This window comes from Streptomyces sp. NPDC096046 (assembly GCF_040303285.1).
Lineage (GTDB): Bacteria > Actinomycetota > Actinomycetes > Streptomycetales > Streptomycetaceae > Streptomyces.
The window spans coordinates 73,566-87,179 of sequence record NZ_JBEOSZ010000014.1; the positions used below are offsets into that span (position 1 = coordinate 73,566).

8 protein-coding genes and 1 pseudogene are annotated in these 13,614 nt (G+C 71.8%); 4 read left to right on the forward strand and 5 right to left on the reverse strand.

What is annotated here, in order from left to right; translation table 11 throughout:
* Nucleotides 1–319 precede the first annotated feature (319 nt).
* Nucleotides 320–4,987: an FtsK/SpoIIIE domain-containing protein gene (locus tag ABTX62_RS15160; protein ID WP_352116586.1), complete on the forward strand. Its 4,668-nt coding sequence runs from the start codon at nt 320–322 to the stop codon at nt 4,985–4,987.
* Nucleotides 4,988–5,276: 289 nt separating this feature from the next.
* Here ABTX62_RS15160 and ABTX62_RS15165 read toward each other — a convergent pair.
* Nucleotides 5,277–5,596 (reverse strand): annotated as a pseudogene (locus ABTX62_RS15165) (serine/threonine protein kinase); the annotation flags it as partial.
* 92 nt (nt 5,597–5,688) lie between these two features.
* Nucleotides 5,689–6,537, reverse strand: coding sequence for a menaquinone biosynthetic enzyme MqnA/MqnD family protein (locus ABTX62_RS15170; protein WP_352116587.1), 849 nt, complete (start codon nt 6,535–6,537; stop codon nt 5,689–5,691).
* Nucleotides 6,538–6,857: 320 nt separating this feature from the next.
* Here ABTX62_RS15170 and ABTX62_RS15175 point away from each other — a divergent pair, with 320 nt between their 5' ends.
* From ABTX62_RS15175 to ABTX62_RS15185, 3 genes are all read left to right on the forward strand, one after another.
* Nucleotides 6,858–7,061 carry a cold-shock protein gene (locus ABTX62_RS15175; protein ID WP_004984723.1) on the forward strand — a complete coding sequence of 68 codons (204 nt, stop codon included), beginning with the start codon at nt 6,858–6,860 and terminating at the stop codon, nt 7,059–7,061.
* A gap of 110 nt (nt 7,062–7,171) precedes the next feature.
* Nucleotides 7,172–7,630, forward strand: coding sequence for a hypothetical protein (locus ABTX62_RS15180; RefSeq protein WP_352116588.1), 459 nt, complete (start codon nt 7,172–7,174; stop codon nt 7,628–7,630).
* A gap of 78 nt (nt 7,631–7,708) precedes the next feature.
* On the forward strand, nt 7,709–8,359 hold the full coding sequence (locus tag ABTX62_RS15185; protein WP_352116589.1) for a class I SAM-dependent methyltransferase: 651 nt from the start codon (nt 7,709–7,711) through the stop codon (nt 8,357–8,359).
* Nucleotides 8,360–8,511: 152 nt separating this feature from the next.
* Here the strand turns inward: ABTX62_RS15185 and kstD are convergent, their stop codons facing one another.
* The 3 genes from kstD to ABTX62_RS15200 all read right to left on the reverse strand — a co-directional run bounded on the left by kstD (nt 8,512) and on the right by ABTX62_RS15200 (nt 13,581).
* Nucleotides 8,512–10,326: a 3-oxosteroid 1-dehydrogenase gene (gene kstD / locus ABTX62_RS15190; protein ID WP_502997955.1), complete on the reverse strand. Its 1,815-nt coding sequence runs from the start codon at nt 10,324–10,326 to the stop codon at nt 8,512–8,514.
* Nucleotides 10,327–10,432: 106 nt separating this feature from the next.
* Nucleotides 10,433–11,554: a sugar ABC transporter substrate-binding protein gene (locus tag ABTX62_RS15195; protein WP_352116590.1), complete on the reverse strand. Its 1,122-nt coding sequence runs from the start codon at nt 11,552–11,554 to the stop codon at nt 10,433–10,435.
* 107 nt (nt 11,555–11,661) lie between these two features.
* Complete coding sequence (locus ABTX62_RS15200; protein ID WP_352116591.1) at nt 11,662–13,581, reverse strand: AMP-dependent synthetase/ligase; 1,920 nt, start codon at nt 13,579–13,581, stop codon at nt 11,662–11,664.
* Nucleotides 13,582–13,614 lie beyond the last annotated feature (33 nt).

Sequence of the window (13,614 nt, forward strand, 5' to 3'; positions counted from 1 at the left end):
CCCTGTTTGCGGACTCGCCGACCCGGAAGCCGAGTTGCCGGTCACCGCCGGCGACCGGTGTGATCGTCCGCTCTTGCGTCAGCAGCTTACGGGTGTGGCTTGTGGGGCCACATCCCCGGCTTGTGAACGAGCCGTCGTGAAAGCGTGTACGCCGTTGCCATCGGGAACGTCACGGCGCCTCCCCATTGCCCCGCCGTCGTACCGAGCGGATATCGTCCCTGTACCACTGGGACCCGCGTGACCGAGGGCAGCGGCACAGCGGACCAGCGACAGACACCACAGCGGCCACACCGGCCCAGTGGCACGGGGAGGACAAGTCGTGCGCCTGACTCTGACCGTCGTCGACCCGTACGGCGGTGGCACCGCCGACGTGGTGCTCGATGCCGATCCTGAGTCCACCGTGGGGGACATCGCGCAGGAGTTGGCCAAGCAGGTGGGGCACAGCGGGGCGCAGGTCATCCCGCTCGGGCAGCACCGGCACGCGCCGGCGAACAACGCGCCCCTCGTGTACGTGGACGGGTACGCGGTCGATCCCGGCGCCACCGTCGTCGGATCGCCCCTGCGTGAGGGTGCCGTGGTCAGTCTGCAGGATCCGTCCGGGTGTCTTCCCGGGGAGCCGACCGGGCTCGTCGAACTGCGGGTCGTCGGTGGGCCGGCGGCCGGGTTCGTGCACCGGCTGGGCGTCGGGCGCTACGACATCGGCAGCGGCGCGGCCTCGTACGTCCGGGTCGACGATCCCGAGGTGGACGCCCGGGCCCTCACCCTCTCCGTCGCCACCGACGGCACCTGTCAGGTCGCCGTGCACATGGACAAGGAGCACATCACCCTCGACGGCACCCCCCTCGCGCAGGACGAGGACCAGGACGAGCCCAGCGGCAAGAAGCGCGACAGGAAGCGCGGCAACAAGAAGAAGGAGCCGGGGAAGAGGGAAGAGAAGGGGACCGGCCCTACCGAGTGGCCGCTCGGCGCTCAGATCGGGCTCGGCAACACCCTTCTCGAACTGACCCGCTACACACCCCCGAACGCCGCTCTCAAGTGGTCCGACGACGGTGTCGGCCTGGACTACAACCGGCCCCCGCGGCTGCGTCCGGCCGAGCGGCAGACCAACTTCCGGCTGCCGTCGTCGCCGCGCGAGTACGAGGCCAGGCCGCTGCCCTGGCTGATGGCGCTGACGCCCCTCGTCGGTGCCGCCGTGGCGGTGATGATCTTCCAGCGCTGGTACTACCTGATCATGGCGGGCCTCAGCCCGATCCTGCTCTTCGCCAACTACTACAACGACAAGAAGCACGGGCGTAAGTCGCACGCCAAGCAGGTCAAGGAGTACGAGGAGCAGAAGGAGCGGATCGAGAAGGACGCCCAGGACGCGCTGGTCGCCGAGCGGAACGACCGGCGGCAGGCCATACCCGACCCGGCGACCGTGCTCGCCCTCGGGACGGGGCCGCGTACGCGTCTGTGGGAGCGGCGGCGCACCGACCGCGACCACCTTCTGATCCGTTTCGGGACCGGGCGGTTGCCGTCCGAGGTGGTCCTCGACGACCCGGAGCAGGACGACCACCGCCGTCAGGTGACCTGGAAGATCGAGGACGCCCCGGTGGCGCTCCATCTGCGCACGCTGGGTGTCGTCGGTCTGGCGGGTCCCGGGGACGCCGCCCGTGCTCTCGGGCGCTGGGCGGTCGCGCAGACCGCGGCCCTGCACAGCCCGATGGACGTGCAGTTCTACGTGCTGAGCGACAACGCGGCGCGGGAGTCGTGGGACTGGGTGCGCTGGCTGCCACACGCCCGGCCGTCCGGCGGGCAGGACGTGAACGCGCTGATCGGGACGGACGCCGAGACCGTCGGTGCCCGGATCGGCGAGCTGACGCAGATCCTCGACGCGCGCAAGAAGGCGGCCGAGGAGAACAAGTCGCAGGGCAATTCGAGCTTCAGCGATCCCGACATCGTCGTCGTGTGGGACGGCTCGCGGCGGCTGCGGTCGCTGCCGGGTGTGGTGCGGCTGCTGCGCGAGGGGCCGTCCGTGTCCATGTTCGCGATCTGCCTGGACGCCGAGGAGCGGTTCCTGCCCGGCGAGTGCCAGGCGTACGTCGTGGCCGAGCCGAAGGCCGAGGAGTTCCAGCCGGCCGCCCAGCAGGCGCAGCCGTCCCAGCAGGCGCAGCCGTCCCAGCAGGCCGCCGGTGGGTTCCCCTCGTTCCAGGCCTGGCACAGCACCGCGCAGCCCGAACAGGACGAGCGCGGCGAGAAGTTGCGGCTGCGGGTCGAGGAGGCCGGTGCGGAGCGGCTGAAGGACGTTCGGCCCGACTTCGTCTCCGCGGCCTGGTGCCTGCGTCTGGCCCGGTCGTTGTCGCCGCTGCGGGACATCAGCGGTGAGACCGAGGACTCGGCGCTGCCCGGGTCGAGCCGGCTGCTGGACGTGCTGCAGTTGGAGCCGCCGACCAGTGACGCGATCGTGGCCCGCTGGCGGATGGGCGGGCAGTCGACGCTGGCCGTCATCGGTGAGTCGTACGACGGGCCGTTCGGCATCGACATCCGCAAGGACGGGCCGCACGGTCTGATCGCGGGTACGACCGGTTCGGGTAAGTCGGAGCTGCTGCAGACCATCGTGGCGGCGCTGGCGGTGGCGAACACGCCGGAGAACATGACGTTCGTGCTCGTCGACTACAAGGGTGGCGCGGCCTTCAAGGACTGTGTGCATCTGCCGCACACCGTCGGCATGGTCACAGACCTCGACGCCCACCTGGTGGAGCGGGCCCTGGAGTCGCTCGGTGCGGAGCTGCACCGGCGCGAGCACATCCTGGCCGCGGCCGACGCCAAGGACATCGAGGACTACCAGGACCTGGTGCGCCGGGATCCGTCGCACCGGCCGGTGCCCCGGCTGCTCATCGTGATCGACGAGTTCGCCTCGATGGTGCGTGATCTGCCGGACTTCGTGACGGGGCTGGTGAACATCGCCCAGCGTGGTCGTTCCCTCGGTATCCACCTGCTGCTGGCGACGCAGCGCCCGTCGGGTGTCGTGTCGCCCGAGATCCGCGCCAACACCAACCTCCGTATCGCGCTGCGTGTGACGGACGGCGGCGAGTCGTCGGACGTCATCGACTCGCCCGAGGCGGGGCACATCTCCAAGAACACCCCGGGTCGCGCGTACGCCCGGCTCGGGCACGCCTCGCTGGTGCCGTTCCAGTCCGGCCGGGTGGGTGGCCGTCGGCCCGGTGCGGCCGATCCTGCGCTGCTCATGCCCTGGGTGGGTCCGCTGACCTGGGAGGATCTGGGGCGGGCGGCGCTGGTCAAGCCGAAGGCGGAGTCGCGGGAGGACGAGGAGATCACCGATCTGAAGGTTCTCGTCGACACCATCCGCGACGCCAACCGCTCCCTGGGCATCCCGCCGCAGCACAGCCCGTGGCTGCCCGCCCTGGACGAGACGCTGCTGCTGGACGACGTGGAGGTGCCCGCGTTCGCCGGTGGGCCCGGGAAGCTGCCGCCGGCGCCGTACGGCGTCGAGGACCTGCCCGCGAGCCAGTCGCGCCGCCCGGTCGTCGTGGACTTCTCCTCCTTCGGCCATCTGATGATCGGCGGCGCCCCGCGCAGCGGCCGCTCCCAGGTGCTGCGCACCCTGGCGGGTTCCCTCGCCCGTACGCACTCGGTCGCCGATGTGCACGTGTACGGCATCGACTGCGGCAACGGCGCGCTCAACGCCCTGACGCGGCTGCCGCACTGCGGTGCGGTCGTGAACCGCAACCAGACAGAGCGGGTCGTGCGGCTGGTCAACCGGCTCAAGGGCGAGATGAGCCGCCGTCAGGACGTGCTGGCGGAGAAGGGCTTCGCGGACATCGGGGAGCAGCGGGCGTCGGTCGCCGAGGACGAGCGGCTGCCGCACATCGTGGTGCTGCTGGACCGCTGGGAGGGCTGGGTGCCCACCCTCGGCGAGGTCGATCACGGGGCGCTGACCGACGAGTTGCAGACGATGATGCGCGAGGGCGCGAGCGTCGGCATCCACCTGGTGCTGACGGGCGACCGGACGTTGCTGGTGGGCCGGATCGCGACCCTCACCGAGGACAAGTACGGGCTGCGGCTCGCCGACCGCAGCGACTTCTCGGCGCTGGGCATCCCGGCGCGCAAGGTGCCGGAGGAGATCCCGCCGGGCCGTGCGTTCCGCAACGAGTTCGGTACGGAGACGCAGTTCGCGCTGCTCGCGCAGGACACGACCGGTCAGGGCCAGGCGGCGGCGCTGGCGGCGATCGGTGAGGCGGCCACGGCCCGCGACGCCGCCGTCCCCCGCTCGCGCCGCCCGTTCCGCGTCGACAGCCTGCCCAGCCGCATCTCCTTCCCGGAGGCCTGGGAGCTGCGCGACCCGGAGGCGTCCCGCTCGCGTCTGTGGGGTCTGGTCGGCATCGGTGGCGACGAGATCATCGGCTTCGGGCCCGATCTGGCCGAGGGGGTACCGGCGTTCGTCGTCGCGGGCCCCGCCAAGTCCGGCCGCTCGACGGTGATGACGAATTTCGCGCACTCGTTCCTGTCCCAGGGCACGCGTCTGGTCATCGCGGCCCCGCGTCAGTCCCCGCTCCGCCGACTCGACGGCACGGACGGCGTGCTGAAGGTCTTCACCGGCGACGACATCGACGAGGACGAGTTCGAGGAGCTCATCGACCAGGCGTCCCTGGAGGAGCCGATCGCCGTTCTCGTCGACGACGGTGAGCTCCTGGAGGACTGCGACGCCGAGAGCCAGATGAAGAAGCTGGTCTCCCGCGGCGCCGAGCGCGGGCTCGCGCTCGTCATCGCCGGTGACGAGGAGGACGTGTGCAGCGGCTTCTCGGGCTGGCAGGTCGACGCGAAGAAGGCCCGGCGGGGCATCCTGCTCTCCCCCCAGGAATCCTCCAGCGGCGACCTCGTCGGTGTCCGCCTCAACCGCGGCATGGTCGGCGGCCAGGTCGTCCCCGGCAAGGGCATGCTGCACCTCGGCGACGGCGAGCTGCGCACGGTCGTCATCCCGGGGTGAGGCGGTGCCCGGGGCGGCCGGTCCGAAGCGGGACGGCCGCCCCTGGTCACCGCACCTTCGGCATCCGGGCCTGCGGCCGGCCCGACTCCGCGCACTCCGACCGGTACCGGAGGTCGTCGCCCACCGGCTTGAGGTGGACGGTGGTCTTCGCCGGGTTGCGGCCGCTGTGGTTGGTCTTCGCGCCGACCGACGTCGCGACGAGTTCCTGCTTCCTCACCTGCCTCAGGGTGAGGACCCCGGCGACCGCGGCCGACGGCGACGAACCGGCTGCGTACACCGTCGCCACCCACCCGTCGACGACCGCGGCCGACGGCGACGAACCGGCTGCGTACACCGTCGCCACCCACGGCACCCGCGCCCCCGGGTCGGCGTCCAGGACGGGCGCCGTCCAGGCACCGCCCACCCGGCGCGCGGCCTCGACCTCGCGCCGGAATCGGGCCGGGAACTCCTCGTCCAGCGCGACATGCGGATGCACGATCTTCAAGGCGGCCGTGCGGCCTCCAGCGCTGCGGGCCCCGGTTGGACCCGGCCCATACCGCCGGAGCCCAGCCGGCCGAGCAGCCGGTAGGGTGCCACGACCGTGGGTTCGCCGACGTCGAGCGGCCGCATGGCGTCACCCCTCCCCCGTAGGCCCGCGGGGACGTTCCCGGCCCCGGCACGCCTGCGCTCCCCAGAAGAGGAGTGCCGGAACGCCGCCCGGCTCACGGCTGGAGCAGGTCCACCTTCACGTCCGCCGGGAAGCCGGTCGTCGGGCCGACCCGCCGCGCGAACTCGGCGACGGCCGCCAACTGCGGGCCGCCGAAGCGGAAGTCGAGGGTGGTGAAGTAGCGGGCGAGGGTCTCCTCGTCGAAGGCCTCCCAGCGGGCGGCCTGCTCGGCGACCTTGCCGACCTCGTCCAGGGAGAGGTTGCGGGAGTCGAGGAAGGCCTCGTGCACCCGGCGGGTGATGACGGGCTCGCGCTCCAGGTAGTCGCGGCGGGCCGCCCAGACCGCGAAGACGAACGGCAGGCCCGTCCACTCCTTCCACAGCGCGCCCAGGTCGTGCACGGCCAGGCCGAAGCGCGGCCCGTCGAGCATGTTCGCGCGCAGCGCCGCGTCGCCGATGAGGACGGCGGCGTCGGCCTCCTGCATCATCAGGCTCAGGTCGGGCGGGCAGGTGTAGTAGTCCGGCTGGACGCCGTAGCGCTCGGCGAGGAGCAGCTGGGCGAGGCGGACGGAGGTGCGGGAGGTCGACCCGAGGGCGACGCGGGCGCCGTCCAGCCGGTCCAGGGGGACCTGCGAGACGATCACGCAGGACATCACCGGGCCGTCGCAGCCGACGGCGATGTCGGGGAAGGCGACCAGGTCGTCGGCGTGCCGGAGGAACTCGACGAGGGTGATCGGACCGATGTCGAGTTCGCCCTGCACCAGCTTCTCGCTGAGCTTCTCCGGGGTGTCCTTGGAGAGCTCGAAGTCGAGGAGCGTGCCCGTTCTCGCGAGCCCCCAGTACAGGGGCAGGCAGTTCAGGAACTGGATGTGGCCGACGCGCGGCCGGGTGCGAGGATTGTCCACATCGCGAGGCTAGCCCTCGGGGCGCGCGGGCCGGTGCGCGGGCCCGCGGTCGGGGTACGGGCCCTGGTGAGCACCCCCTCCGCCAGTCGGCCGGAGGATGTTCAAACATTCGGGTGACGTGATCTTGACCCCTATTGCATTCCACGGCCTGCGTGCTAGGCTCGTCGCAAGTTGCAGTTTGGTTTCCCTTGCAGTACAGAGCCTGCGGAGCATGTGACCGCGGGCTCTCGTCATTCTCAGACATATGCACTTGTGCGGAATTCATCTTCACACTTGCTGGTTCTGGAGCAGGGCAACCCTTTTGGGCCCAAGGAGGGCTTATGGCTACCGGAACCGTTAAGTGGTTCAACGCCGAAAAGGGCTTTGGTTTCATCGCCCAAGAGGGCGGCGGCCCCGACGTCTTCGTCCACTACTCCGCGATCAATGCGACCGGCTTCCGGTCCCTCGAGGAGAACCAGCAGGTGTCTTTCGACGTCACGCAGGGTCCGAAGGGCCCGCAGGCTGAGAACGTCACGCCGGTCTGATTTGTAGTACCCAAGGAGCCCCGCGCCGCCAGGCGACGGGGCTCCTGCCCTTTTCGGGCCCTTCCGCCCGGTGAATTCCCGGCGAATTCCGGCCATGCGACGATGGGCGGATGCGCGACGATCGGGAGAACAGTGGCAAAGCCGACGGCACCCCCGCCGACGAGACCCAGGACGGCTCCCCCGCCGGCAAGGCCTTGGCCACGGGCCTGTCGATAGGCCTGGCCCTCGGCACGGCCATAGGCCTCGTACTCGGCATGACCGTCTTCGACAACCTCGGCATGGGACTGGCCTTGGGCACCGGCTTCGGCACGGCGATCGGCGCGGGGGCGGGTATCGGCGCGGGGGCGGGTACCGGCGCGGGGGCGGGTACCGGCGCGGGGGCGGGTACCGGCGCGGGGGCGGGTACCGGCGCGGGGGCGGGTACCGGCGCGGGGGCGGATACCGGCGCGGGGGCGGATACCGGCGCGGGGCGGACACAGCCGGAGCAGGGGGGCCGAGAGCCGGGGGCGGGCCGAGAGGTCGGCTCGTCGGGCGAGGGCCGAAAAGATGAGGGGCCGCGCGAGGGCTGAGGGATGCGAGGGTCACGAGCCGGTTCGGCCGGTACGTGCGGGGCGGAGGGACAGGGGCTCGCGTTAGGGTCTGCGGCCATGGCCGATGCTGACTTCCTGATCGAGACCCGCAGGTTCTACGACACCGTCGCCGAGGCGTATGCCGTCCACTTCGGCGACCTGGGGGCGGGAACGCCGCTGGACCTCGGGGTGCTGTACGGGTTCGCGGGGCTCGTGGGTGAGGGCGGCGCGGTCGCCGACCTGGGGTGCGGGCCCGGGCGGGTGACGGCGTTCCTGGCCTCGCGCGGGCTGTCGGTGTTCGGGCTGGACCTGTCGGAGTCGATGCTCGCGGTCGCCCGTCGCGAGCATCCCGACCTGCGGTTCGTGCAGGGCTCGATGCAGGAGCTGGACCTGCCGGACGGCTCGCTCGACGGTGTCGTGTCCTGGTACTCGACCATCCACACGCCCGAGGAGCACCTGCCCGCGCTCTTCGCCGGTTTTCACCGTGTCCTGCGCCCCGGCGGCCATCTCCTCCTGGGCTTTCAGTGCGGTGACGAACCCCGCCACTACGAGGAGGCCTTCGGCCACCCGGTGGCGCTGACCTTCCGACGCCGCAGGCCGGAGCGCGTCGCGGCGCTGCTGGAAGCAGCCGGATTCACCGTCCGCCAGCGGACGCTGCGCGAGCCGGACGAGACGAGCGGCGAGCCGGTCGCCCAGGCGAGCCTCGTGGCCCGCAAGCCGGGGCGGTAGGCCGCCGGGCCTCGCCGAAGCCCCCGTGCGATCTCCAGGGGTCCCCTCCCGTACGGTTGACGGCTGCCCAGCACGTCAGAAGGGGGCACGGTGGCCCCTGGGGCATCCCCCAAACCCCGACACCGACCCGGGCCCCAGCCCCGCCCCCGCCCCTACGAACCCCCCGCGATGTCCCGTGCCGCGATGTAGCCGAACGTCATCGCCGGGCCGATCGTCGAGCCCGCGCCCGCGTAGCTGTGGCCCATCACCGCCGCGCTCGCGTTCCCCGCCGCGTACAGGCCCGGGATCACCGAGCCGTCCTCGCGCAGCACCCGGGCCCGGGCGTCCGTGCGGAGGCCGCCCTTGGTGCCGAGGTCGCCGGGGACGATGCGGAAGGCGTAGTACGGGGGGAGCCAGAGGGGGGCCAGGCAGGAGTTGGGGAGGACCGACGGGTCCGTGTAGTAGTGGTCGTAGGCGCTGTCGCCGCGGTGGAAGTCGGGGTCCTCGCCCCGCCGCGCCTGGGCGTTGAAGCGGCTGACGCTGGTGCGCAGGGCCGCCGCGGGGACGCCGATCGAGGCCGCCAGGGCGTCCAGGGTCCACTCCTTGTGGGCGGCGCCGGAGTCGTACCAGGTGTCGGGCAGGGGCAGCGTCGGCAGGACGTCCTTGAAGAGGTAGCGGTTGCGGTAGTTCTGGTCGACGATCAGCCAGCACGGGATGGCCGGTTCGGTGTCGTGGACGTCGTACATGGTGTGCACGACGTCGCTGTAGGGCGCGGCCTCGTTGACGAAGCGGCGGCCCGCGCCGTTCACCAGCAGCCCGCCGGGCAGCGTGCGTTCGGCGAGGCAGAAGTAGGGCCGGCCGGGGACCGGGACGGCCGGGCCCCACCAGGCGTCGTCCATCAGGTCGAGCGCCGCGCCGAGCCGCTCCCCCGCGAGGATGCCGTCGCCGGTGTTCTCCTTGGCCCCGACGGTCCAGTCGGTGCCGATGGGTTGGCGCTGGAAGCGTTGCCGCATGGCGGCGTTGTGCTCGAAGCCGCCCGAGCCGACGATGACGCCCCGGCGGGCGCGGACCAGGCCGGGAGCGCCGTCGCGGGTGACGACGGCTCCCGTGACCGTGCCGTTCTCGACGTGCAGGTCCGTCAGGGGCGTGTTCAGCCAGACCGGGACCCCGGCCGCCCGCAGACCGGCCCGCAGACCCGCCGCGAGCGCCTGGCCCATGGTCAGGGGCTTCTGGCCGAGCGTCGCCGCCTTCGCGCCGCGGGCGAGGCACTGGGCGGCGACGGCCGCGCCCCGGGCGTTGACGGCGGCGAGGGCGATCCACTTGTAGTCGGCGCTGAAGACCACCATGCCGGCGGGGACGTCCATGTACGGCGGGTTCAGGCGGGCCAGTTCGGCGCCCAGGAGGTTGCCGTCGAACTGGTCCGGCTCGATGGAGCGGCCGTTCGGCAGGCCGCCGGGCAGCTCGGGGTAGTAGTCGCTGTAACCCTCCATCCAGCGGAACCGGAGCGGGCTGTTCGCCATGACGAGGGAGATCGTCGCCGGGCCGTGGGTGAGGAAGGCCCGCTGCCGGTCGGCGGGGACGTCCGGGCCGACGACCGCGGCGAGGTAGGCGGCGGCCTTCGCGGGGGTGTCGGGCACCCCCGCGGCGCGGAGCACCGGGTTGTTCGGGATCCAGATGCCGGCTCCGGAGCGGGCGGCCGAGCCGCCGAAGGTGGGGGCCTTCTCCACGACGACGCAGCTCAGGCCCTGGCGCGCGGCCGTCAGCGCGGCGGTCATGCCGGCGGCGCCGGAGCCGATGACGACGACGTCGTACGTGCCGAGCGGGGGTAAGTCGGCCGCCCGGGCGCTCTGGTGCACGCCCGTGGCGACCGCGAGGCCGGCGCCGGCGGCCCCGGCCAGCAGGCGTCTGCGGGACGGGGCGCCGGCCGTCGCCGCACGGAGCCCTGGTGCACTCCCGGGTTCGGCGACGGTGTCCGTACGTGTGGTCATGGCCGCTCCAGCCTGAGGAGAACGCGAAAGGGGTGGGGACTCTCGCGCGGGGGTCTTGCGAAGTCAAGACCCGTGCGGCACACCCGTGCGGCACCCACCGCTTCGGCTACTCGAGACCGATGGCCGCGCAGTCCGCCTTGTACTCGGCGGTGCAGATGTCCTTCACGGTGTAGACGCCGTCGGTGATCACCGTGTCCTCGATGTTGTCCTTGGTGAGGGCGACCACGGGGACCAGCATCGCGGGGATGTTCTTCTGCGTCGGGCTGTCGACCGTCTCACGAACCAGCGCGGCGAACTCGATCGAGCGGCCCTGGACCTTGGCCACGGCGATCTTCGCGGCGTTGGTCGCCTCCAGCAGGAAGGACTTGTACACGGTCATGTACTGCTCGCCGGAGACGATCCGCTGCACCGCGTCGAGGTTGGCGTCCTGCCCGGTCACCGGTGGCATCTTGGTGGCACCGGCCTCCTGGAGCGCCTCGATGACGGCGCCCGCCATGCCGTCGTTGGCCGAGTAGACGGCGTCGATGTCGTTCAGCCCGACGGCCTGGATCGCCTCCTTCATGTGCTCCTTGGCGATCGCGGGCTTCCACTCCTTGGTGTCGTACTGCTTGACGATGTCCACCTGGCCCTGGAGTTCGCTGAGCGCGCCGTCCTTGAAGCGTGCGGTGTTGGGGTCGGCGGGGTCGCCGTTGATCATGACGACCTTGCTCTTCTCGGCCTTCTCGCCGAGTTCCCCGGTGATGGCGCGGCCCTGCACCTGGCCGACGAGTTCGTTGTCGTGGGAGACGTAGGCGTCGATGGGCCCCTCGGCGAGCCGGTCGTAGGCGATGACCGGGATGCCGGCGTCCTTGGCCTTCTGGACGTCCGCGGCGATGCTCTTGGAGTTCAGCGCGTCGACGAGGATGACGTCGACCTTCTCGCTGATCATCTTCTGGAACTGCTCGCTCTGTCTGGACACACTGGCCTCGGCGTTGGCGTAGCGGACCGTGCCCTGGTCGTCCGTGAGGGCGGCGACCTCCTGCTTGATCAGCGGGTAGTCGAACTTCTCGAAGCGTGCCGTGTCCCGGTCGGGCAGCAGGAGGCCCACCGTGATGTCGTTGCCCTTCTTCACGGCGGTGTCCTCGCTCCCGCCGTCGCCGCAGGCGGTGAGGGACACGGCCGACACGGAGACCGCCAGGGCCATGGAGAGGTGCCGGACGGCGGCCTGACGGGGGTTGCGCGCTATCACTGGTGGTGCCTTCCGATGAGGGATGCATCGTGACGAGGTGGTCGAAAGCCAACGGGCAGACGCCCGGCGTCGTCAAGAACCACGTGTGAAGAGATCGCAAAGGTGCCTCACCGCGTGTACAGGGCCTCCACTTCCGCGGCGAACGCGCGCAGCACGGCCTCCCGGCGGAGCTTCATCGACGGGGTGAGATGGCCCGCCTCCTCGGTGAAGTCCTCGGGGAGGACGGCGAAGCGGCGGATGGACTCCGGGCGGGAGACCATCTTGTTGGCCTCGTCGACGGCCCGCTGGAGCACGGCGCGCAGTTCCTCGTCGTCGACGAGGAGCCCCGGCGGTACGGGGTGCTTGCCGTTCATGTGACGCCAGTGGGTGATGCCGGCCGGGTCGAGGGTGATCAGCGCGGAGACGAACGGGCGGCCGTCGCCCAGGACGAGGCACTGGGAGATCAGCGGGTGGGCGCGCAGCCAGTTCTCCAGGGGGGCCGGGGCGACGGACTTGCCGCCCGCGGTGATCAGCAGTTCCTTCTTGCGGCCGGTGATCGTCAGGTAGCCCTCGTCGTCCAGTTCGCCGATGTCGCCGGTGGCGAGCCAGCCGTCGGGGGCGGCGGGGGTGACGCCGCCGGCCTGCGGGTCCCAGTAGCCGCGCAGCACGTGGTCGCCGGCGACGAGGATCTCCCCGTCGGCGGCGATGCGGACGCGGGTGCCGGGCAGGGGCCAGCCGACGGTGCCCAGGCGGGGTTTCAGGGGCGGGGTGACGGTGCTCGCGCCGGTGCTCTCCGTCAGTCCGTAGCCCTCGAAGATCTCGATGCCGGCACCGGCGTAGAACGCGGAGAGGCGGCGGCCGAGCGGGGAGCCGCCGCAGATGGCGTAGCGGACTCTGCCGCCCATGGCGTTGCGGATGCGGCGGTAGACCAGCGGGTCGTAGAAGGCCCGGGCGGTCTTGAGGGCGCGGGTGGGGCCGGGGCCGGTGCCCGTCTGCTGGGCCTCCAGGGCTTCTCCGTAGCGCTGCGCCACCGCCACCGCGCGGTCGAACGACGCGGCCCGGCCGCCCGCCTCCGCCTTGGCGCGGGCGGAGTTGAAGACCTTCTCCAGCATGTACGGGATGGCCAGCAGGCAGGTCGGCCGGAAGCTCGCCAGGTCCGGCAGCAGGTGCTCGGCCTTGATGCTGGGCGCGTGGCCCAGCCGTACGCGGGCCCGGACGCAGGCGATGGCCACCATGCGGCCGAAGATGTGGGACATCGGCAGGAACAGCAGGACGGAGGCCTCGTCGCCGGTCTTCGCCCGGAAGACGGGGTAGAGCAGCTCGATGGCGTTGTCGACCTCGGCGAAGAAGTTGCCGTGGGTGAGTGCGCAGCCCTTGGGGCGGCCGGTGGTGCCCGAGGTGTAGACGAGGGTGGCGAGGGTGTCGGGGCCGAGCATGCCGCGCCGCACCTCGACCTCCTGGTCGGACAGGTGGGCCCCGGCTTCGGCGAGCCGCGCCACGTGGCCCTTCTCGACGACCCACAGGTGCTTGAGGTCGGGCAGGCGTTCACGCTCGGGGCCGAGGGCGGCGGCCTGTGCGGCGGTCTCGGTGACCAGGGCGACCGCGCCGGAGTCCTGGAGGATCCAGCGGGCCTGGAAGACGGAGGAGGTGGGGTAGACGGGGACGGTGACCAGTCCGGCCGCCCAGGCGGCGAAGTCCAGGACCGTCCACTCGTAGACGGTGCGGGCCATCACGGCGACCCGGTCGCCCGGCAGCAGACCCTCGGCGATCAGGCCCTTCGCCACGGCCGTCACCTGCCCGGCGAACTGCCCGGCCGTGACGTCGCTCCAGCGCCCGTCGGCGTCCTTGCGGCTGAGGGCCACCGCGCCCGGGTCCGCGCTCGCGTTGTCGAACGGGAGGTCGGCGAGGGACCCGTGGGTCCACGGCGGGGCCAGCGGCGGTACGGAGGCCTCCCGCACGGCCCCGTCCAGCCGCCGTACCTCGGGCTCGACCAGCACCGGCCCTCCGTACGCGTCGCCGTAGGCGGAGGAGGGATACGCAGTGGACACGGGCGGCTCCTGGGGCGTGCAGCGGGAGAAACT

Bases quoted from the DNA above. Each gene is read 5' to 3' on its own strand.
- ABTX62_RS15175 (WP_004984723.1), top strand. From the start codon at position 6,858: ATGGCTACCGGAACCGTTAAGTGGTTCAACGCCGAAAAGGGCTTTGGT.
- ABTX62_RS15180 (WP_352116588.1), top strand. From the start codon at position 7,172: ATGCGCGACGATCGGGAGAACAGTGGCAAAGCCGACGGCACCCCCGCC.
- ABTX62_RS15185 (WP_352116589.1), top strand. From the start codon at position 7,709: ATGGCCGATGCTGACTTCCTGATCGAGACCCGCAGGTTCTACGACACC.
- kstD (WP_502997955.1), bottom strand. From the start codon at position 10,326: ATGACCACACGTACGGACACCGTCGCCGAACCCGGGAGTGCACCAGGG.